Here is a 22,117-nt window from a genome sequence, read left to right as displayed (position 1 = left end):
ACTGGATACCGCGCATAAAGCGCGGTACGTAGGGTAAAGAATTTGTGAATCCATCCAGCCTTATGCCTGGGAGGCAGCTTCTTATTAAATTGTGAAGCATAAAACTACAAAACAGTATGATCCCGATGTTGTAGCACGTTTGAAAGAGAAATTGGGACTGTCTCGGAATGAGAAAAAAGAAGAAATTACCGAATAGTTAATTGATTCAGATAACTTGCTGCAGATCTACTGGATACCGCGCATAAAGCGCGGTACGTAGGGTAAAGAATTTGTGAATCCATCCAGCCTTATGCCTGGGAGGCAGCTTCTTATTAAATAGTGTAAACCCCTCTACCCACCGCGCTACCTCTACGAACCCTCTACCTCTACGAACCCTCTACCTCTCTACGTACCGCGCTTTATGCGCGGTATCCAGAACGATGTTTTGAGTTACTTCTGAATTGTTTTTACAAAGCAAAATCCCTGTATCCAAAATGGAAGCCTCGTTTGATATGCGCGAGTAAATCATTTTGAGCGGGTGATGGGAATCGAACCCACGCCATCAGCTTGGGAAGCTGAGGTTCTACCATTGAACTACACCCGCATAGTTAGATTAGAATGCGTATATTGGGTTAGCTAAGAGATTACCACTTCTATTATCTTTTATCCTGCTTCATTTTAAATAGTGTAAACCTGTCTACGTACCGCGCTTTATGCGCGGTATCCAGAACGATGTTTTGAGTTACTTCTGAATTGTTTTTACAAAGCAAAATCCCTGTATCCAAAATGGAAGCCTCGTTTGATAAGCGCGAGTAAATCATTTTGAGCGGGTGATGGGAATCGAACCCACGCCATCAGCTTGGGAAGCTGAGGTTCTACCATTGAACTACACCCGCATAGTTAGATTTGAATGCGTATTTGGAGTTAGCTAAGAGATTACCACTTCTACTATCTTTTATCCTGCTTCATTTTTTATTTCTACGTCCCGCGCTTGTTCGCGGGACGTAAGCAAGTTTTTAACCAACAGCGAACTTATTATAGATTACATTTAAACCTGAATAATCTCCATACTGTTCGTGCCGCCTGCGGTACCGATTACTCGACCGCGAGTTAATAAAACAAAGCCTTTTTTCTCCAGGTGGCCTGTCCTTATTAATTCCTCAAGCACTTGTTGATTCAAGGTTTCGGCAGCTAAAGGATGATAATTCATGAATACCGGAAAAACATTATGGGCAAGACACAAACGACCTATAGTCCGCTTATTAGCGGATACAGCGATAATAGGGACCGTACTTTGTTGTCGTGATATCCATAAAGCAGTATCACCGGATTCAGTCAGAGTAATAATTGCCTGAATGGGGAAATGATTGGCTGCGTGCATTGTTGCCATGGCAATTGCTTGATCTGCGCGTCGGTAGTGACAGGTTTCATCGGAACTGTGATAGTAAAAACTGGCATGTTTTTCAGCGCTTAAGCAAATCTTATTAACCATGCTCAGAACCTTTACCGGAAACTGGCCACTGGCTGTTTCCGCAGACAACATCACTGCATCGGTTCCATCCAATATGGCATTGGCAACATCAGAAACTTCTGCCCGTGTAGGTTGAGGATTGTTAATCATCGATTCCATCATTTGCGTAGCGGTAATCACTACTTTATCCAATCGGCGTGCTTCACCAATGATGTGTTTTTGAATCGCGGGTACTTCCGCCGCGCCTATTTCAACACCTAAATCGCCGCGAGCGACCATAATTGCATCTGCTTCCTGAATAATTTCAGTGAGGTATTGTAACGCTTCGGTGCGTTCAATTTTTGCAATGACGGGTATTTTTTTACCAAATTGAGTCATTAGTGCGCGGGCATGACGAATGTCTTCTGCATCTTTTACAAAGGATAGGCTGATGTAATCTACCTCTGCTTCAATGGCGGTTTGTAAATCACGCTTGTCTTTGTCGGTCATGGTTCTGGCTGCTAATCCACCGTCTTTTCTATTTAATCCTTTCAAGTCACTTAAGACACCGCCTTCAACGACAGTACAGTGAATTTTGGAATTGGCAATGCTCTTTACCTCTAATTCAACTAAACCATCATTCAGCAGTAAATGATCTCCTGGAGTCAGTTCACGAGACAGACTGGGGTAAGCCACAGAGACTTCATTCGTGTCACCTAACAATTCGGAGGCATTGCAATCCAAAGTAAAGGCCTGTCCTTCAACTAAAGTGATGGATTTATTTTTGAAGCGGCCAATGCGGATTTTTGGTCCTTGTAAATCAGCCATTACTGCCAATGGCAGATGTAATTCCTCAGCAATTCCGCGTACCAAAGCAATGAGTTGTAACGCAGAGGCATCTGCATGGGAAAAATTGATGCGTACCACATCAACACCTGCGGTCAACATGGCACGAAGTATTGCCGGCTCACTACTGGATGGCCCTAATGTGGCAACGATTTTAGTTTGTCGTAACATCTTTTGCGCGCTCCTGCAAAATGGCAACGGCTGGCAAGGTCTTTCCTTCCAAACACTCAAGAAACGCCCCACCTCCTGTGGAAACATAAGAAATTTGCTGGTTCAGATCATAAAGATCAATCGCTGCTAGCGTATCGCCGCCGCCAGCTATTGAAAACGCATCGCTTTCAGCAATAGCAATAGCCAATGCACGTGTTCCATAGGCAAATTGTGCAAATTCAAAAACGCCAACCGGACCATTCCAAATAATGGTTTTGGCCTCGTTAATAATATCTACATACTCACTTACCGTGGTAGGACCAATGTCGAGAATCATGTCGTCAGAGGCAACGTTGTGCAACGATTTATTATAGGCCGGGCAATGTTCACTAAAGGATTTCCCTACCACAACATCACTTGGTAAAGGAACGTGACACCCTTTTTCTTTAGCTAACTGGAGAATTTCACGTGCTTCTTGGAGCAGCCCTTCTTCATAAAGGGAGACGCCGATTTCAAATCCTTGTGCTTTGAGGAAGGTATTTGCAATTCCCCCTCCAGGGATTAAATAATCAACAAGGGTGACTAACTGGCGTAACAAACTGAGCTTGGTAGAGACCTTGGCACCGCCAACAATTGCAACAATTGGCTTTTTAGGTGCAGCAAGTGCTTTTTCCAAAGCATCCAGTTCACGAATCAATAAGGGTCCCGCAACGGCAACGGATGCATACTTAGCTACACCGTACGTAGAGGCTTGGGCTCTATGCGCGGTACCAAAAGCATCCATAACAAAGACATCACAGAGACTGGCAAGTTTTCTTGCCAGTTGTTCGTCATTATTTTTTTCACCTACATTAAAGCGTACGTTTTCGCAAACCACCAATTCACCGGGTTTAACGTCTACGCCATTGAGATACTCACTTACGAAATGAACAGGATAGTCCAAATGTTCCTTCAAGTATTCTGCAATGGGTTGCAAGGAAAAACGTCGTTCTATTTTTCCCTCTTCGGGACGACCTAAATGAGATAAGACCATAACTGCAGCGCCAGCAGCCAAAGCAGCATTCAAAGTAGGTAGTGCTGCCTGTAATCGTTGATCGCTGGTAATAATTCCCTCTTTGATTGGAACATTCAGATCTTCGCGGATTAGCACCCGTTTTCCAGACAGGTCTATATCGCTCATTTGTATCAGATTCATCAGTTATCTCCAAATGTGTACCGTTTCATTTAGTTTTGACGGTTAGCAACTCATCTTGCTTGCAAATCTGCAAGCAATCTGATTGCTACCTGTCAAAATTAAATGGAAAACGGTACTAGGGTTTTTAGCAACTCATCATTTGCTGTGCTGTATCCAGCATACGATTAGAAAAGCCCCATTCATTATCATACCAGGCGACTATTTTCACGAGATTGCCAAACACCTTGGTTTGTGTTGTATCAAAAATAGAAGATGCAGGGTTATGATTAAAATCGCAAGATACCAAAGGATCATCATTAATTTGTAAGATGCGGCTTTGTGCTTGGCGTACAATGTCGTTCACTTCTTGTACGGTGGTTTCACGCTTTGCGGTAAAGGTTAAATCAATCACAGAAACATTCAGAACGGGAACACGCATTGCAAAGCCATCAAGTTTCCCTGCTAATTCAGGCAATACCAATCCTACAGCTGCTGCTGCCCCTGTTTTTGTGGGGATAATAGAGTGAGCTGCCGCCCGAGCGCGACGTAAATCTTCATGACTTCCATCCAAAAGCATTTGATCATTGGTATAGGCATGAACCGTATTCAATAAACCGTATTCAATACCCAAAGCATCATTTAATGGCTTCACGACAGGTGCCAGGCAATTGGTGGTGCATGAAGCGTTAGAAACGATGAGATCAGATGCTTTAAGCGTGTGATGGTTCACTCCATAAACGATGGTGGCATCCACATTTTTTCCCGGAGCGGAAATCAATACTTTTTTCGCACCTGCAGTAATGTGTTGCATTGCTTTGTCCCGCTCGGTAAAGAAACCGGTACATTCTAAAACCAAATCAATGTTTAATTCTTTCCAGGGGAGATTTGCAGGGTTACGCTCGGCAATGATTTTTATTGCATGGCCATCAATCACTAACATGTTGCCTTCAACTTTCACATCGGATGTGAAGGGGCCATGGGTTGTGTCATAGCGGGTCAGATGTGCTGTGGTCTCAATGGCGGATAAGTCATTGATTGCAACGATTTCAAATTCATTTTGTTTTTTAGATTCAAAAATTGCTCTTAAGATACAACGGCCAATGCGACCGTAGCCATTAATCGCGACACGTATTGTCATATTACTTCTCTCCAATTTTTAGTAATGAGTTACTTATCTCAAGTTAAGTATACAATCGTAGCCTGATCGAGTGAGTCATAATCCGAAGATGTCGTTCCTCAGGTTATGCTTCATTTGCTGCCCTTAAGTTACTTGTGCCTACGTCCCGCGGCTTGGCCGCGGGATCCAGGATCTCCCGCCATCTCTGGGTCCCGCGGACAAGCCGCGGGACGTAGGGAAAAGTGTTTTACTCCTGACTTAATGGCAGGCTTTGCTTCATCTAAGCTACAAATTCTTTAAAAATGCTTTTAATGTTTTTGTACTAATTTTTCCAAAGTTTCAATGATTCGTTCTACCGTAATATCCAGATATTGATATGCTTGATTGGCTGGGGCCGACACGCCAAAACGATCCAGACCAATTACTGCACCGTGTAAGCCAACAAATTGATACCAATAAGCTGAACTGGCTGCTTCAATTGCGATACGTGTATGAATGGTTTGGGGCAATACCTCATTTTTATAACCGGGGTCTTGCTCCAGAAATCGTTCTGCACAAGGCATGGAAACCACTCTCACTTTAAGCCCGCGTGGTTTCACTTGTTCTGCAGCAGCAAGTGCCAATTGAACTTCCGAGCCCGTAGCAATCAAGATGGCATCGGGGGTGCCATCGCAATCCATAATGGTATAACCTCCTTTATTAATTAATTCTGCTGCGTTTGCACTATGGGGCAATGCAGGTAAATTTTGTCTTGAAAGCAGTAAGGATGTTGGGCCATTATGATGCTCCAAAGCGAGTTTCCATGCAACGGCTGTTTCCATTAAATCTGCAGGCCGCCACACACTCATGCCTGGAGTCATTCGTAACATGGACGCATGCTCGACCGGTTGATGTGTTGGCCCGTCTTCACCTAAACCAATTGAGTCATGGGTAAAGACATAAATAACGCGTTGTTTCATTAAAGCACTTAATCGTACCGCATTGCGTGCATAGTCAGCAAAAACCAGGAATGTTCCGCCATAAGGAATAAATCCCCCATGGACCGCGATACCATTCATGATTGCAGCCATCCCAAATTCACGCACGCCATAATACAGGTAATTCCCTGTATAGTCCTCGCCAGTAATGGCTTTGCTGCCAGACCAATCGGTATTATTGGAACCGGTTAAATCTGCGGAGCCACCAAGCATTTCAGGCAGCATACGAGCAAAATATTCGATGCATTGTTGGGATGCCTTACGTGTCGCAATGGCTTTATCGTTATGGCGGCACTGCTCAAAGAATGCATGGCTTTGGTTTTGCCAATCATCAGGAAGATCTCCATTAATGCGGCGTAAAAACTCATAATGTTCCTGAGGGTAGTGTTGTTGGTAGTCGTTCAAAAGCGTTAACCATTGTTGCTCTTCTTTTTCCCCTTGCTCGGCATGATTCCACTGTTGATAAATGGTATCGGGGATAACAAAAGGCTCATGATTCCATTTAAAAAATTCACGCACTTTAGCAACGTCTTTTGCCCCTAATGCAGAACCATGGGCTTTTTCACTACCGGCTACGGAGGAACCTAATCCGATTACTGTTTTGCAGATAATCAGCGTGGGTTGCGTGGTATTGGCTTGGGCTTTAAGAATGGCTTGCTCAATCGCATCCATATCGTGGCCGTTAACTGCCTCGATGACTTGCCATCGATATGCTCTAAAGCGTTGTGCTGTATCATCAGTAAACCAAGATTCAACGTTACCATCAATAGAAATGCCGTTGTCATCATAGAAAACAATCAGTTTTCCTAAACCCAAAGTACCCGCTAGCGAACATACTTCATGGGAAATGCCTTCCATGAGACAGCCATCTCCGGTAAAGGCATAGGTATAGTGATCCACAAGAGGCAAATCATCGCGATTGAAGTGGTTTGCCAGAACGCGTTCTGCCAAAGCCATACCTACTGCATTGGCTAGGCCTTGTCCTAAAGGGCCAGTAGTGGTCTCTACTCCAGGAGTATGGCCAAACTCCGGGTGTCCAGGCGTTTTCGAATTGAGTTGACGAAAATGCTTCAGATCATCTAATGAAAGGTTGTATCCGGTCAGATGCAGTAATGAATAAATCAGCATGGAACCATGCCCATTTGATAATACAAAACGATCGCGGTTAAACCAATGCGGATTTTTCGGATTGTGTTTTAAAAACTTTTTCCATAAAACGGTAGCAATATCGGCCATGCCTAAGGGCATTCCTGGGTGTCCTGATTGGGCTTGCTCTACTGCGTCTACACTTAACATGCGAATGGCATTAGCTAATTCTTTGGAAAGATTCATGGGTTCTCTTGTGCACTTAACTAGGTGTGCTATTGTCGCTCAGAAGACATGAATCATCAAGAAAACTAGTTCATTTTGACTATTTTTTTTCAAAAAGACTTAATTTTGCCCTATTTTCATGTTTTATGAGCATACTAAAACGATAAAATAGCTTAACTATAGTATAGATCGAATAAGTCGAATCATGGCCTTACTCGATGGTGAACAACATCGCCCTTATTATTGCCTAATTCCAGATCATAGAAACAATAAAAAAAGTAAACAGTTCATAAATTTTCTTTTTGTACAGATTTATATATAATTAGGTCTATTTTTTTACTTTTAAAGTTATTTATAGACAGTAAGCAAATGATTAATATAAAATTGTCTATTTGATATCCCAAAAAATTATTTTAGGACATCATGACCCCACTAATTCGACATTTGCATGAAACTTTTCCTGAGCTCTCTCTTGCTCAGGCTGAAAGTCCTTTGAATTGGACGTTCACCGAAAACATTAAAAAATTAGGTCCTGATTTTTATCGTCAAATCATTCCAATGCATTTAGTGATGAACCTGGAATATAGTCTTTTGGGGCGACAACTCAGGGCTAAATTTCTCTCTCCAAAACCCATAGATCGGGAAGAACTACGCGAACAATTGATTGCCGCATTGATGATGGCCGAACTCTTGGAACACATCTATCAATACTACATGGACATACCAAGAGAAGTGCTTCGCTTGCGTACGCAACAAAATCTCTACCGTGAATTATTGGCAGAACTTATTCCCGGTTTCCCCCCAAAGCCCAAACAACTCCCTGAAAATTTTTCTTTCACTCAAGAATTACGCAATACCATTCTGGACATCAATTTATGGCGTCTCTTCATTGTTCGTTCAAAGCGAGCATTGGATCTTTTTGCTTTGGTGCATACAGAATCAAAATCATACCTTCGGTTTGTGAAAATCATGGATACAGCGATGGATCCGTTTCTTATGCACTTGTCTTGGTTTTTTTGGTTACCGCGTCTGGCGGTGAATTTCTATTCTTTATTGAAGCATACTATTCCTGGTTGGTGGATGGATGACCACGAAAAGTCATTAGGTTGGATGGTGCGCTTTAGTGCCCAAATTAAAAGGCGTTATTTTGAATTTGGAAATGATATTGTTTGGGCTGGTGCAGGTCTGATTAATACATTTTATTTAACCGGAGCATTAGCTCCTTTTGCATTTTACGTGTCCCTTGCTGTATTCGCTTTTGATGTCATTTGGGCTATTACCCGGGCTTATATCGAATTAAGCCGTTTAAATGAACTTAGATCGCAATATGAAGTCATGCTCGATAGCGCAGGGAGCAGGAAAGAACAAAAACAAATAAGGGAGCATATTGAAGCCATAGAGAATCAAATCGCTTTAGAACAGTTTCGCTTAGGCTCGCATGTCGCGACTACGGTTTTTATTTTTATAGGGATGTGTATGGCTCTTCCCATATTTGCTGTGAATCCAATTTTGCCGTTCCTCGGGGCACTTATCTTGGTTTCAATTTGTCTTATAAATTTTGCCCTTACTGAAGAAGTAGCCAAAAGACGACCCAGGGATACGCTCGATCGTTCCTCTGCATTATCCAAACTAGGCCTTTTTAGCACGAAAGCGCCATCCACTGTAGATTTGGATAAGAATGAGGAAGAGGATATGGGTCTAGATACGGCACTTTGTTGTATTTAATTTCTGATAATCTCCTATCTCGATGATTTCATTGAGGTATAGAGGCTTTCCCAATTGAATGTTATGCTTTAGGTCTTGTATCTATTTTTAAAGGTAAAGCATGTCAGTAAATGTAGGATTACCCCAATTCAGCCATATCGATGTCAATCATTTTCAATCTCATCTGGAAGCCATGTTAAAAAAGCATTTGGAGCAGGTTGACCGCTTACTCAAAGAAAATCCTCATTATACCTGGGATAACTTAATGTACCCCCTGGATGATATGGCGGATGAACTGGAACGTTTTTGGTCGCCTATGTCCCATTTGCATGGGGTCATGGATTCACCCGAGCTACGCAAATGCTATGATGCCTGCTTGCCGCTCCTCTCCGCGTATGAATCCGCAATGGGTCACAATCATGAATTGTATGAAGCCATTAAATCAATTGACCAACACGCATTAAATCCAGTGCAACAAAAGCTGATTGCTGACAGCTTGCGTGATTTTGAATTATCAGGGGTTGCTTTGGCAAAGGAGGATAAAAAACGCTTTGAAGCAATTCAGACGCGCCTGGACGAGTTAACCAATAAATTTGAACACAATATTTTGGATGCAACCCAAGCCTTTACCTTACACATCAAAGATTCAGCACGTTTGGCAGGGCTGCCCGAACACGCTTTAAATACTGCCAAAGAAGTTGCTGTTGAAAAAGGTCTTGAAGGCTATGTACTGACTTTGGAATATCCTTGTTATCAAGCAGTGATGACTTATGGCGAAGATCGTGCGTTACGCGAAGAAATGTACCAAGCCTTTATTACCCGGGCATCCGATCAAGGCCCTAATGCGGGAACTTATGACAATACCCCTTTGATTCAGGAAATTTTGGCATTACGTCATGAAAAAGCCAAACTTTTAGGGTTTAACAACTACGCAGAATTGTCGCTTGCCACAAAAATGGCGGAATCAACCGGACAGGTCAGGGATTTTATGGATGATTTGGTCCAGCGCATCCACACACAAGCAACAACGGAGTTCAAGCAGTTGGAGCATTTTGCTGAGGAAAAATTCCAGCTTAAACCCGTAAAGCCTTGGGACGTACCGTATTTGTCTGAAAAACGCAGACAAGCTTTATTTACATTATCACAGGAAGATTTACGCCCCTATTTTCCTCAACCTAAGGTCATGCAAGGTGTGTTCGCTCTTGTTAAAAAACTTTATGGGATGTCCATTGAAGAAGTAAAGGGCGTCGATATTTGGCATAAAGACGTACAATGCTATTGTGTGGTCGACGAACACAATAACGTTCGTGGTTATGTGTTTACCGATTTATTTGCCAGACCGCACAAACACAGCGGCGCATGGATGGATTCATTACAAAGCCGCAGACGATTGGAAGATGGCAAAGTACAGTTGCCCATCGCAACTTTGACCTGTAATTTTGCCAAAGCATCCGCCAACAAACCGGCGATGTTATCGCATGAAGAAGTGGTCACTTTATTCCACGAATTTGGTCATTGCCTGCATCACATTTTAACCCAGGTCGATTATCTGGGCGCTTCAGGCATTAATGGGGTAGAGTGGGATGCTGTTGAGTTACCCAGCCAATTTTTTGAAAATTGGTGTTGGGAGAAGAGTGGTTTGGATGTTTTGACCGCGCATGTAGACAGTGGTGAGCCGCTTCCCGAGACCCTTTTTGAACGTTTGATCGCCGCAAAAAATTTCCAATCAGCAATGGCGATGTTACGGCAGATGGAATTTTCGATATTCGATTTTCGTATTCATCAAGAATATGCACCCAAGCAGGATTTCCTTGTTGAGAATATCCTCGCTGACGTACGCTCTAAAACCAGTGTGATTCCTGTTGTTCCCTACAATCGTTTTCCCCAGAGTTTTAGCCATATATTTGGGGGCGGATACGCTGCAGGGTACTACAGTTACAGTTGGGCGGAAGTTTTATCCAGCGATGCGTTTTCCCGTTTTGAAGAAGAAGGGGTACTCAATCCCAAAACCGGACATGATTTCCTGCATTACATTTTGGAAGCAGGCAGCTCGAAGAAAGCAGCTGAGGCCTACAAAGAATTCAGAGGCCGCCCGGCAACGGTGGATGCGTTGTTGCGTCATAATGGGATTCAGGGGTAAGGAAAGCCTGGGCGAAGACCGTTCTAAGCATGCTGAGTACCTCCCGTTAGCTAACGATTTTCCGCCAAGTAAACTACTTCCCGCGGCTTGTCCGCGGGATCCAGACATCTCTCATCAAGAACTCTATCTACGAATTCAAAGAAAGCTGCTGATCTACCCCCATTTTATGTTATACTTAAAGTGTACAAAGGGGGCGACCTGGTTTCGACGTGGGTTGCAAAACCAGAGGTGCATGCCGAGAATGAGAACTCTCGTAAATCAGACTCAAACTAAATATAAATGCAAACGATGAAAACTTTGCTGGTGGGGAAGCTATCGCTGCCTAATAAGCACTTTAGACAAACCATCACAGTGTACTGGCCAATAAACCCAGTATCCCGTTCGACCGAGCCCGCTTATCGGTATCGAATCAACGGTCATAAGAGATAAGCTAGTGTCTTAATCCATCCCGTATTAAGGCGCGAAATTCAGGGAATCGCTGTGTAGTATCCTGCCGGTCGGAGAGTGCACAGTTAAATCAAAAGACACGGCTACGCATGTAGAGCTGAAGGCAGAGGATTTGCGGACGCGGGTTCGATTCCCGCCGCCTCCACCAATTAAGTTCTTGATTTATAAGCTTTTTGATGTTTCTGATTTGTTCGCGGGTTCTCAAAGGGTTTATTTTTGAAATTTCCTCCCTTAATAAATTTTCGGTAATGAGTTTATGTATGACTATTGGAAATAAAACTCCTTTGCAAGAATTGTTAAATGATTTTGGGGTCATTACATATGAACTTGATAATTGTAAGCGACAAATTATGGCATGGATTACAATTGGCAAATCAGTAAAAACCAATACAGATGCAGAAATAGATAATTTTTTTGGATGGCTCCAAGATGCATTTAACAGATTGATTGTAGGAAATTGGCAAACGTATTCTTGAAGCACGGAAGGCTAAAGGATTGACGTTAAAGGCTCTTGGCGAGCTTGCTGGGGGGTTGAAACAAACACGGCTAACCAATTGGGAGCAGGGTGTGCGGACTCCGGTGCCGGAAGAGATTAAATCTCTTGCAGAGGCGTTAGATGTTTCGCCGGCTTATTTGATGTGTTTGTCCGATGAAAAGCAGTTTCAAGTAAAAAGTCCTAGCCAGTTAATTCCGCTTTTAGATCACTATCAAGCATGTGATGCAAAGAAACATACAAATACTAACAAAAACCAACAAGAGTCAGAGACTATCACTGTTTCTATAAGCTCGGCGTTTTTACCTGACTTAAGTGTTGATGCATTTGCATTGGAGATCATGGATGACAGTATGATGCCTGAATTTAGATTAAATGATATCTTGGTCATTGATCCTGCTGTATCTCCAAAACCAAGTAAATATGTAGCAGTTAAAATTGGCAATAGTATGGAAGTAATCATTTGCCAATATAAAAAATTATCTTACACCTCGCCCGAGTTTGAGTTGCATACTTTAAACGAAAATTGGCCGAATATTAAAGCGGAGGATGGTCTCGAAATAGAGATTATTGGGACAGTGATGCAAAACATTCGGACATGCTAATCTGAGTAATATTTGATTTAAGTCACACTCCAACAAGACATGATAATGATAGTACACATGACCATTATCTCATCCTCAAGATTGATATTTCCTCAAAATTCCATTATTTTCTCTTATCTTCCATAAAACAAGAAAAATAAAATCAATGAAAGATGACATCATGCTAATCAAAGAATTAGCGAAATATTTAAAAATCAATGAAAAAACAGCCTACAAATATGCTGCTGAAGGAAAAATTCCAGCATTTAAGGTTGGTGGCGCATGGCGTTTTCGTCGTGACGAAATTGATAAATTTACCAAGGGGCAGTATGTGGTCCCCACTAAAAGTGGCAATGAAGATAAATAACTGCTTTATTTAAAAAGCAGGGAATGTGAATACCAGAAGTTAGATGTGAACTAATGGTATTATAATTTGTACTATGGAAAAAATAACTTATGACTGAAAATCAATTTTTAAAAAGTCTTGAAGCCAAGCTCTGGACTGCCGCCAATAAATTACTCCCCTCCTTGGATGCTGCTGTTTACAAACACGTGGTGCTGGGGATTATCTTTCTTAAATATGTCTCAGACAGTTTTGAAACTCGGCGAGAAGAACTGCGCCTAGCGTTTACTAATCCAGAGCATGAATATTTTCTGGGCGATGATATAGAAGAAGACATAATCAAAGAAGAATTGGAAAACCGAGACTATTACACCGAGAAAAATGTATTTTGGGTTCCACGCGCTGCTCGTTGGCATTATTTGCAAGCCAATATCCGTTTATCACTGGGTGCACCATTACCTTTGGGTGGAGAATTTAAAGGTGCTGGGATACTGATTGATGAGGCGATGGCATTAATTGAAGCAGAAAATCCAAAACTGAAGAAAATCCTTAAAAAAGATTTTTCTCAATTACAGATTGATCAGGCTAAACTGGCTGACTTACTGGATCTGATTGCCACCATTCCTTTTCATTACGATGGCATGAAATCCAAAGATATACTCGGGCATGTCTATGAATATTTCCTCGGCCAGTTTGCAGCTGCTGAGGGAAAAAAAGGCGGCCAGTTTTACACGCCAAAGTCAATTGTTAATCTAATGGTTGAAATGGTCGAACCTTTCAAAGGTCGTGTTTATGATCCAGCCATGGGATCGGGTGGCTTTTTTATTTCTTCCGAAAAATTCATTGAAGAACACAGTGGAAAAATAGGTGATATCTCTGTTTATGGGCAGGAATCTAACCCCACCACATGGCGACTTGCTGCTATGAATATGGCTATTCGCGGCATTGATTTTAACTTCGGTAAAGAACCCGCTGATACCTTTACCAAAGACCAGCATCCAGATTTAAGAGCAGATTTTGTTTTGGCTAATCCACCTTTTAACATGAAGGAATGGTGGGATGGTTCATTGGATGGAGATAGCCGTTGGAAATATGGTAAGCCTTGTGAGGGTAATGCAAACTTTGCTTGGATGCAACATATGTTGCATCACACCAGCCCTAATGGTGTGGTGGGTTTAGTGCTTTCCAATGGTTCATTGAGCACTAATACTGCCGGTGAAAAGGAAGTACGCGAAGCAATCATTAAAGCGGATTTGGTCGAAGCAATTGTGGCTTTGCCATCTCAATTATTCAGTAATACTCAAATTCCTGCTTGCATTTGGATATTAAACAAGAACAAAGCTCAAAAAGGTAAAACCTTATTTATTGACGCGAGACAAGTTGGATACATGCTTGACCGCAAGCAAAAAGCATTTTCAGATAATGACATCCATAGGCTGGCAAATGTATTTCATCAATGGCGTAAAAATAATGGTTATGAAAATGTTTCTGGAAAATATTATGAGGCTTCTATAGAAGAAATTGCTAAGCATGAATATATTTTGACCCCGGGAAGATATGTAGGGGCAGTTGATATTGAAGATGATGGGGTGAATTTTGCAGAGAAGATGCAGGAATTAACTAGATTACTTGGTGAGCAGTTTGTCGAGTCTGCTAGGCTTGAGGTAGAGATTAGGAAAAATTTAGCGGGGCTTGGTTATGACCTATAGTTTAACTACACTCGCTCTTGAAGAGTGCTTGGAGCAATTGATTGATTATAGAGGTAAAACCCCTAAAAAAACAGAATCAGGAATTCCTTTGATTACGGCTAAAGTTATCAAAAATGGGAAAATTCTACCACCCACTGAGTTTATTGCTGAAAATGATTATGAAAGTTGGATGCGGAGAGGTATACCAAAGGAGGGCGATGTTATTCTGACCGTTGAAGCACCTTTAGGAGAAGTTGCTCAACTCGATTCAAGAAAAATTGCTTTAGCTCAAAGAGTTATTACTTTGAGGGGAAAAAAAGATCTTTTAAATAATACATTCCTAAAATATCTTATGATGTCCAATGAGTTTCAGAGTGCTCTGAATTGCAGAGCTAGTGGAACAACCGTTTTAGGGATAAAACAATCAGAACTTAGAAAAATTCAGTTAACTTTCCCTCATGTATCAATTCAAAACAAAATAGAAAAAATTCTTTCAGCTCTAGACAACAAAATCGAACTCAATAAAAAAATCAATCAAACCTTGGAATCTATAGCGCAAGCCATTTTTAAATCATGGTTTGTGGATTTTGACCCCGTGAAAGCAAAGATTGATGGCAAAAAACCGTTCGGCATAGATGATGAAACTGCTGTACTTTTTCCGGGTAGCTTTGAGGAATCGGAGTTTGGGATGATTCCTAGCGGATGGAGTCTTTTACCTCTTTCCGATGTATCTGACTTTCAAGAAGGTCCCGGCATAATGGCGATAGATTTTCATGAAACTGGCGTTCCACTCATTAGACTTTCTGGTTTAAAAAATGGTGTTAGTTTGCTGAATGGGTGCAATTATTTAGATCCATCAAAAGTGGATAGCAAATGGGGTCATTTTTGTCTAAAAGAGGGCGATATTCTTCTTAGCACAAGTGCATCTCTAGGGAGGGTTGCTGAAGTAGATTCTCTGGCCGCTGGAGCTATTGCTTACACGGGAATTATTCGCTTTAGAGCCTTGGAACGCCAGTGTACACAGAGATTTTTAAAGCATTTCCTCATTTCTGACACATTCCAACAGCAAGTTGATGCTTTTGGCGGAGGCAGTGTTTTGAAGCACTTTGGCCCTACGCATCTCAAAGGAATGAGAATTCTCATCCCCAGTATTGAAATACAAAATGCTTTTTCAAAACTGATTGAATCTTCAGATCGCCTGATTAGAATTGGAATCAATGAGAGTTTTACATTGTCACAAATTCGAGATGTCTTGTTGCCCAAACTTATCTCTGGTGAAATTGATGTCAATTGCTTAAACATGGGGCCAGAGAATGATTAACGAAGATCAAGTTGAACAACTGGCTATCCAATGGTTTCAAGATTTGGGTTATGATTATTTATATGGCCCAGATATCGCCCATGATGGAATAAACCCATTAAGAATGGACTATCAATCGGCCCTGATTGAAAGCCGATTAAATCTAGCCCTGACTAGGTTGAACCCTGATGCACCTACCTCAGCTATTGCAGAAGCTATAGCGAAAATTAAGAATCCACAAAAAACCAGTCTCATTCAAAATAACTTGTTCTTTCATCACATGTTGACCCAAGGTATCGGATTGGAAGTGAAAACAGAAGATGGTTGGCAAGGCGAACGGATTAAACTGATTGATTTTCATAATCCAGATAACAATGATTTCCTGATTGTAAACCAGTTTACTTTGAAAGGCAGTAAGATGAACCGCCGGCCAGACATTGTCGTGTTCATCAATGGTATCCCTATCTTTGTTATTGAATTAAAAAATCCCGCGGATGAATCAGCTGATATTTTCAAGGCTTATAATGACTTGCAAACTTACAAACACGAAATTGAAGATTTATTCATTTTCAATGAGGCTTGCATCATCAGTGATGGAATTAATGCCCGAATTGGTTCGTTAACCGCATCAGAAGAACGTTACATGTATTGGAGAACTGTCAAGGATGAAGCAGATAGACCTTTGTTGTCCTATGAGTTGGAAATTTTAATTCGTGGTTTCTTTGATAAGGCTTTGCTGTTGGACTATTTGCAGTATTTCATTTTATTTGAAGATAATGGCAAGTCGATTATTAAAAAAATTGCTGGGTACCATCAGTTTCATGCAGTTAGAGAAGCTGTGAATTCGGTGATTGAAGCCGCCAAGAACAAACACCGTAAAGGTGGTGTGGTCTGGCATACTCAGGGTTCTGGTAAATCAATTTCCATGGTGTGTTTCGCCAGCAAATTGACCAAGCAACCGGAAATGAAGAACCCAACCGTGCTGGTGGTAACTGATCGCAATGATCTGGATGGTCAGCTATACAGTACCTTTTGCAAATCAACACAACTACTTGGCCAACAGCCAGTTCAAATGGATAGTATTGATGCATTGCGTGAGTATCTGAGCAATAAGCCTGCAGGAGGCATCATATTCACTACTATTCAAAAATTCTCCTTGAAAAAGGATGAAGAGCGTTTTCCTTTGCTTTCAGATCGAGAAAACATTGTGGTTATTGCTGATGAAGCACATCGTAGCCAATATGGTTTTGATGCAATGCTTGATGACGATGGCAGTTTTAAATATGGCTATGCTCAACATTTAAGGGATGCTGTTCCCAATGCAACCTTTCTTGGATTTACCGGAACACCTATTGAAGGAACAGATCGAGATACGCGAGCTGTGTTTGGTGATTACATTTCCATTTATGATATTGAAGATGCCGTCAAGGATGGCGCAACGGTTCCCATTTATTATGAAAGCCGCTTGGCAAAACTTGATTTGGATTATGAAATCCTCAAAGAAATTGATGAGGATGTTAGTTGTTTGGTAGAAGATGAAGAGCTTGCCAATCGCGAACAATTCAAAAGCAAATGGACTGCATTAGAAAAACTGGTCGGAGCTGAACAGCGCATAAACCAAGTAGCACATGATCTTGTTTGCCATTTTGAAGAACGAACCGCAGCCATTCGGGGTAAAGGCATGATTGTTGCCATGAGCCGACATATTGCTGTTCGTATGTATGATGCCATTATTTCTGAACGTCCAGATTGGCACAGTGAAGATCCCCTTAAAGGCAAAATAAAAATTATCATGACAGGTACAAAAAGTGATGATGCCATCATGCAGCCACATTTGTATTCTAAAAAAGTAAAGGAAGATATTGAAAAAAGATTTAAGGATCCAGACGATGAGCTGCAATTGGTTATAGTTCGTGATATGTGGCTCACAGGTTTCGATGCCCCCTGCGCTCATACCATGTACATAGACAAACCCATGAAAGCACACAATCTCATGCAGGCTATTACTCGGATCAATCGAGTGTTCAAGGATAAAAAAGGCGGTGTAATCGTTGATTATATTGGAATTGCCAGTGAGTTGAAGTCCGCACTCAAAGATTATGCTAACTCAGGAGGCAAAGGACGAACTACTGTCGATGTAGCCGAAGCACTAGCTGAGTTTTTAAAGCGTATGGATATAGTACGCAATATGTACCATGGTTTTGATTACTCAATTTATCAAACCAATGCTCACCAACTTTTGGTTCCTGCAGCTAACCATATTCTTGGTTTGGACGATGGCAAAAATCGTTATTTAGATGAAGTACTAGCCTTATCAAAAGCATTTAGCCTATGCGCTACAACAGACGCAGCTAAAGCATGTCGCGAAGAAGTTGCATTTTTTCAAGCAATCAAGTCAGTAATCCAGAAAGCTTCACGCTCCAATCGAAAAGGGGTTGATAAACAGGCTGCTATCAAACAAATCATTGATAATGCAATTATCTCCGAAGGTGTGGAGGATATTTTCGAATTAGCAGGATTGGATAAACCGAATATTGGTATTTTGTCGGAAGAGTTTCTTGAAGACGTGGCGCATATGCCCTATAAAAACTTGGCAGTTGAGTTATTAGAAAAACTCATCAACGATAATATCAAAGCAAAGACACGATGCAACGTGATTTTGGAAAAGAAATTCAGTGAACGGCTACAAGAATCAATGAAAAAATATCATAACCGGGCAATACAAACCGCTCAGGTCATTGAAGAGTTGATTCAAATGGCTAAAGACATGGCTAAAGCAACACAGCATGGTCAAGATCTTGGGTTAAATGATGATGAACTCGCCTTTTATGATGCACTGGCTGAAAATGAAAGTGCTATCCGAGAACTTGGCGATGAGACTTTAAAGAAAATAGCACAAGAATTAACACTAAAACTACGTAATAGCATAAGTGTAGATTGGCAAAAGAGAGAGAGTGTCAGAGCCAAAATGCGCAACTTAATTCGCATCATATTACGGAGATATAAATATCCACCAGATAAGCAGGCTGATGCAATTAATTTGGTTATGGATCAAGCCGCTGCTTTGAGTGATGAGTGGAGCCAAAGATTATGAAGTTTATTTTTAAATTGGTGATTAAATGAATGTTTATGATGAGTTATGGATTAAGTTAAAGGAGGCAAGGAGTTCAGGAGAAAATATTAGAGCAAATTACCTTTATGATTTTTTGTGCAAATATTCTTTGGTCTCAATTGAAGATTTGCAGAATTTAAAAAGTTTATACAGCCATTTAAATGATGCAACTTGTCCTTTTATAGATATTCAACTGGCCAAATTAATGAGCATGTTATTGGGTGATTTGGATGATAAAGACATTCTCATACCATGGGCAGATTTTGGAGTTCTTCCAAAATATTTAATTGAAAATAATAATATTAAAACTTTGGATATAATCTCAATAGCTACTACACCGGTTAATTTTCTTCAAGAGCTAATAGGTAATCATGGGAGAGTTGTCTCAGGAGATGCCTTTTATATTTTAGAAAAAGCTAAAAAGCAATATGACTGTATTTTAGGGGTTTTACCTTTCGGCAGAATGGTTGATTATGAGTATCAGTCTCTCAAAAAAAACTACGAAGATATCTTAACAGCCGTTTGTATTGATAAACTGAAGGATGATGGAAAAATAGCATTCGTAGTTTGCTCAAGTTTTTTTAGAAACGTCAATAGTACATTGTTTAATCAACTCAAGAAGTTTGATATCCATTTAGAAGCTATTGTTGATCTACCTTCCGGCATTTTTAGACCTTGGACATCAATTTCAGCGCATATTATAGTGATGTCAAAAAAATACAAAGATACGTTATTTTTGGCACGATATACTGAGGAAGATTCTGAACAAATAAAAATAGCTAAAAATTTTTTAGAAGGTGAGAAGTGTAGAAACATACAATGTGGGGTATGGCACTCACATGCTGATTTTAAAACGTTTTCTCAATTAGAAAACGAGCATCGAATATCCTTTTATGCCTCAAGAGCAGGTTTAGAGAAAATTTTGTTTAAAGATATCATTAAAGATATTAGAAACATAAATTCAGACGATATTGAAAAATATCATAATGAGAACTGTATATATTTCTATATGGCAAATAGAGATATTTTTAAGGATATTGATACGTTAAACGCTTTAAAAAACCAAAAAGTCATTAGAATTGAAATAGATGAGAGTAAAACTTCTCCTGATTTTCTCGTTGATTATTTTAACAAGAATCAACTTGGGAAAATGATAAAAGATAGTTTTTATAGAGGTATAGCTGTACAAACAATAAAAATTCATTTTTTACAAAATTCCAATCTTTATCTACCTAACAAGCTTATTCAATCTCAAATAGGAAATACTTGTAATAACATAAAATCACTCAAGCTTCAGCTCAAAGAGTTAGAAGAAAAAATTTGGCAAAATCCAAATCAAATTTCTAAATACAGCAAAGAGCTTGAGTTGCTAAATGAAGATACAAAAAAGAATATATGGGTTGATGAACTACCATTCCCTTTAGCCTCAATACTATGGCTATATTATTCAGATGCAACTAGCAATGATAAAACCTGTTATGAGCGGATGTTGCATTTTTTTGAGGCATTTTGTGAATTCATGACAGTGTTTCACTTAAGTATTTATGAAAATAATCCTGAATTATGGAGTGTAATTAACGAGCCTTTAAAACAAGAATTACGTGACAAAAACTTTAACTTAGAGATCGCTACATTTGGTACTTGGCTTACCATTCTTGAAAGATTGGTTAAGCAATCAAGAAAGTTGCTAAATGATAAAGAAACTGTTGCCCTCATTAAAAGCTCATATTGCATTGAAGATACTAATTTGTTGAATGAGCTCTTTGGAAAAAAAATCATTTCTATTTTAAAAGAGACTATCAATCTAAGAAACACTTATTCAGGTCATGTTGGAATTGTAAATGAGAAACAGGCTGCTGAAATACATAATAAACTTAAAACTAAATTAATTGAACTTAGAGAGGCAATGACTGGAATTTGGGATAATTACAAATTAATCATTCCTGAAAACAGTAGATATGACTCAAATTATTTTCTTTACCAAGCTAGGAACATTACAGGTTCCAAAACACCTTTTGGACGAATAGAAATAATGTCGGTAAAGCCTATGCAGGATGGTAAATTACATATTTACTCAAAAGATACAAATACACCTTTTGAGTTATTACCCTTTATTAAAGTTGTCCCTAGTCCAAAAACCGAGCTCGATGCATGTTATTTTTATAATCGTATGGAAAAACGCGGAAATACGAAAGTTCCTCGATTTATTTCATATCACTTTGAGCTTGATTCAGAGCAATATTTAGAAAGCGAAAAGATTTTACAATTTTTAAGTAAAATGAGGGATTAAATAGTTAGGTAGTTTGTTTCCAATTTTTGATATTTATTTTAAATTTATAATTTTTCATGGGACTATTGATGCCAATTTACATAAGTAATATGAATTTGTTAACGGAAATTCATGAAAATAAATTTAAGCTCGAGAGTGAAATTCAACTTTTATTTGAGCAGAATTTAACTAAACTTATGCAGTTGACTCTAGTGCGTAGCGAATTTTCTATTAAGAACAAACGTATTGATACGTTGGCATATGATGAACAAACTAATGCTTTTATTATTATAGAGTATAAGCGTGACAAAAACATAAGTGTCATTGATCAGGGTTTTACATACTTAAGTTTGATGCTTGAAAACAAAGCTGATTTTATTGTTGAGTATAATGAACAATTGAAAAGAAATTTAAAACGAGATGATGTTGATTGGAGTCAAACCCGTGTAGCATTTGTTTCACCATTTTTTACTGACAATCAAATACAAGCAACAAACTTTAAAGATCTTGCTATTGAATTGTGGGAAGTTAAGCGGTACGACAATGATATTGTTCTAATTAATCAAATTAAAAAGTCGCAAAGCGCCGAAAGTATTAAGCCGCTTACATTAAAGAATAAGGAGTTAAAACGTGTAACCGATGAAATTATTGTTTACACAGAAGATAATCATACAGCAAAAGCAAGCGAAGAAATTGCGGAGTTATATGAGAAATTTAGAGACGCGATTTTGAATTTGAGTGATGAAATAGAACTCAAGCCCACGAAGCTATATATAGCCTTTAAATTGAATAAAAATATTGTTGATATAGAAATTCAGAGGAAATCATTGAAAATATTTCTTAACGCTGCATGGGGCACTATCGATGACAGTAAAGGTCTTACTCGTAACGTTTCAAATGTAGGACATTATGGTAATGGTGATTATCAAATCCAAGTTGATAACGATAACGACTTGGAATATATAATGAGTTTAATTAAACAAGTCGTAAAAGTTAAATCAAATTCAATTTGATAAATGGCGTTTCTAGCATT

The 22,117-nt window shown here is 39.8% G+C and carries 14 protein-coding genes, 2 tRNA genes, 1 other RNA gene and 1 pseudogene; 12 read left to right on the top strand and 6 right to left on the bottom strand.

Annotation, left to right across the window (positions count from 1 at the left end):
* Positions 1 to 88 precede the first annotated feature (88 nt).
* Positions 89 to 196: pseudogene (locus LXO92_RS17240) on the top strand (activator of prop osmoprotectant transporter); the annotation flags it as partial.
* Positions 197 to 512: 316 nt separating this feature from the next.
* Here the strand turns inward: LXO92_RS17240 and LXO92_RS01560 are convergent.
* The 6 genes from LXO92_RS01560 to tkt form a co-directional block, all read right to left on the bottom strand.
* A tRNA-Gly gene (locus tag LXO92_RS01560) sits at positions 513 to 583 on the bottom strand.
* Between the two features lie 221 nt (positions 584 to 804).
* A tRNA-Gly gene (locus tag LXO92_RS01555) sits at positions 805 to 875 on the bottom strand.
* Positions 876 to 1,027: 152 nt separating this feature from the next.
* Entirely contained in the window at positions 1,028 to 2,446 is a 1,419-nt protein-coding gene (pyk, locus tag LXO92_RS01550) for a pyruvate kinase (RefSeq protein WP_232890277.1), read from the bottom strand.
* Entirely contained in the window at positions 2,430 to 3,620 is a 1,191-nt protein-coding gene (locus LXO92_RS01545; protein ID WP_232890276.1) for a phosphoglycerate kinase, read from the bottom strand. Before LXO92_RS01545 ends, pyk begins: the two co-directional genes overlap by 17 nt.
* Positions 3,621 to 3,744: 124 nt before the next feature.
* On the bottom strand, positions 3,745 to 4,737 hold the full coding sequence (gap, locus tag LXO92_RS01540) for a type I glyceraldehyde-3-phosphate dehydrogenase (protein ID WP_182351005.1): 993 nt from the start codon (positions 4,735 to 4,737) through the stop codon (positions 3,745 to 3,747).
* A gap of 287 nt (positions 4,738 to 5,024) precedes the next feature.
* Positions 5,025 to 7,025, bottom strand: a complete 2,001-nt coding sequence (tkt, locus tag LXO92_RS01535; RefSeq protein ID WP_182351004.1) for a transketolase — start codon at positions 7,023 to 7,025, stop codon at positions 5,025 to 5,027.
* A gap of 402 nt (positions 7,026 to 7,427) precedes the next feature.
* On the opposite strand from tkt, the gene LXO92_RS01530 reads away from it, so the two are divergent.
* The 11 genes from LXO92_RS01530 (at position 7,428) to LXO92_RS01480 (ending at position 22,097) form a co-directional block, all read left to right on the top strand.
* Positions 7,428 to 8,729, top strand: coding sequence for a hypothetical protein (locus tag LXO92_RS01530; RefSeq protein ID WP_182351003.1), 1,302 nt, complete (start codon positions 7,428 to 7,430; stop codon positions 8,727 to 8,729).
* 100 nt (positions 8,730 to 8,829) lie between these two features.
* The gene (locus LXO92_RS01525; RefSeq protein WP_232890274.1) at positions 8,830 to 10,848 is read left to right on the top strand and encodes a M3 family metallopeptidase; all 2,019 of its coding nucleotides are present in this window, start codon (positions 8,830 to 8,832) and stop codon (positions 10,846 to 10,848) included.
* 189 nt (positions 10,849 to 11,037) lie between these two features.
* Positions 11,038 to 11,443, top strand: a transfer-messenger RNA (tmRNA) gene (gene ssrA / locus LXO92_RS01520).
* A 112-nt stretch (positions 11,444 to 11,555) separates the two neighbouring features.
* Positions 11,556 to 11,771, top strand: a complete 216-nt coding sequence (locus tag LXO92_RS01515; protein WP_232890273.1) for a hypothetical protein — start codon at positions 11,556 to 11,558, stop codon at positions 11,769 to 11,771.
* A gap of 19 nt (positions 11,772 to 11,790) precedes the next feature.
* The gene (locus LXO92_RS01510; RefSeq protein WP_340162995.1) at positions 11,791 to 12,393 is read left to right on the top strand and encodes a helix-turn-helix domain-containing protein; all 603 of its coding nucleotides are present in this window, start codon (positions 11,791 to 11,793) and stop codon (positions 12,391 to 12,393) included.
* Between the two features lie 145 nt (positions 12,394 to 12,538).
* Positions 12,539 to 12,739 (top strand): helix-turn-helix domain-containing protein, encoded by a 201-nt coding sequence (locus tag LXO92_RS01505; protein WP_232890271.1) that lies wholly within the window; start codon positions 12,539 to 12,541, stop codon positions 12,737 to 12,739.
* 89 nt (positions 12,740 to 12,828) lie between these two features.
* Positions 12,829 to 14,424, top strand: coding sequence for a type I restriction-modification system subunit M (locus LXO92_RS01500; protein WP_232890269.1), 1,596 nt, complete (start codon positions 12,829 to 12,831; stop codon positions 14,422 to 14,424).
* Between the two features lie 28 nt (positions 14,425 to 14,452).
* Complete coding sequence (locus LXO92_RS01495; protein WP_232890268.1) at positions 14,453 to 15,724, top strand: restriction endonuclease subunit S; 1,272 nt, start codon at positions 14,453 to 14,455, stop codon at positions 15,722 to 15,724.
* Positions 15,717 to 18,797 carry a type I restriction endonuclease subunit R gene (locus LXO92_RS01490; RefSeq protein WP_232890266.1) on the top strand — a complete coding sequence of 1,027 codons (3,081 nt, stop codon included), beginning with the start codon at positions 15,717 to 15,719 and terminating at the stop codon, positions 18,795 to 18,797. Before LXO92_RS01495 ends, LXO92_RS01490 begins: the two co-directional genes overlap by 8 nt.
* Positions 18,798 to 18,822: 25 nt before the next feature.
* Complete coding sequence (locus tag LXO92_RS01485) at positions 18,823 to 21,105, top strand: SAM-dependent methyltransferase (RefSeq protein ID WP_232890264.1); 2,283 nt, start codon at positions 18,823 to 18,825, stop codon at positions 21,103 to 21,105.
* 68 nt (positions 21,106 to 21,173) lie between these two features.
* Positions 21,174 to 22,097 (top strand): DUF5655 domain-containing protein, encoded by a 924-nt coding sequence (locus LXO92_RS01480; RefSeq protein ID WP_232890262.1) that lies wholly within the window; start codon positions 21,174 to 21,176, stop codon positions 22,095 to 22,097.
* Positions 22,098 to 22,117: the final 20 nt, after the last annotated feature.

Source organism: Legionella resiliens (assembly GCF_021344005.1).
GTDB classification, from domain to species: Bacteria; Pseudomonadota; Gammaproteobacteria; order Legionellales; family Legionellaceae; genus Legionella; species Legionella resiliens.
This window is presented reverse-complemented; position numbering and strand designations above follow the sequence as displayed.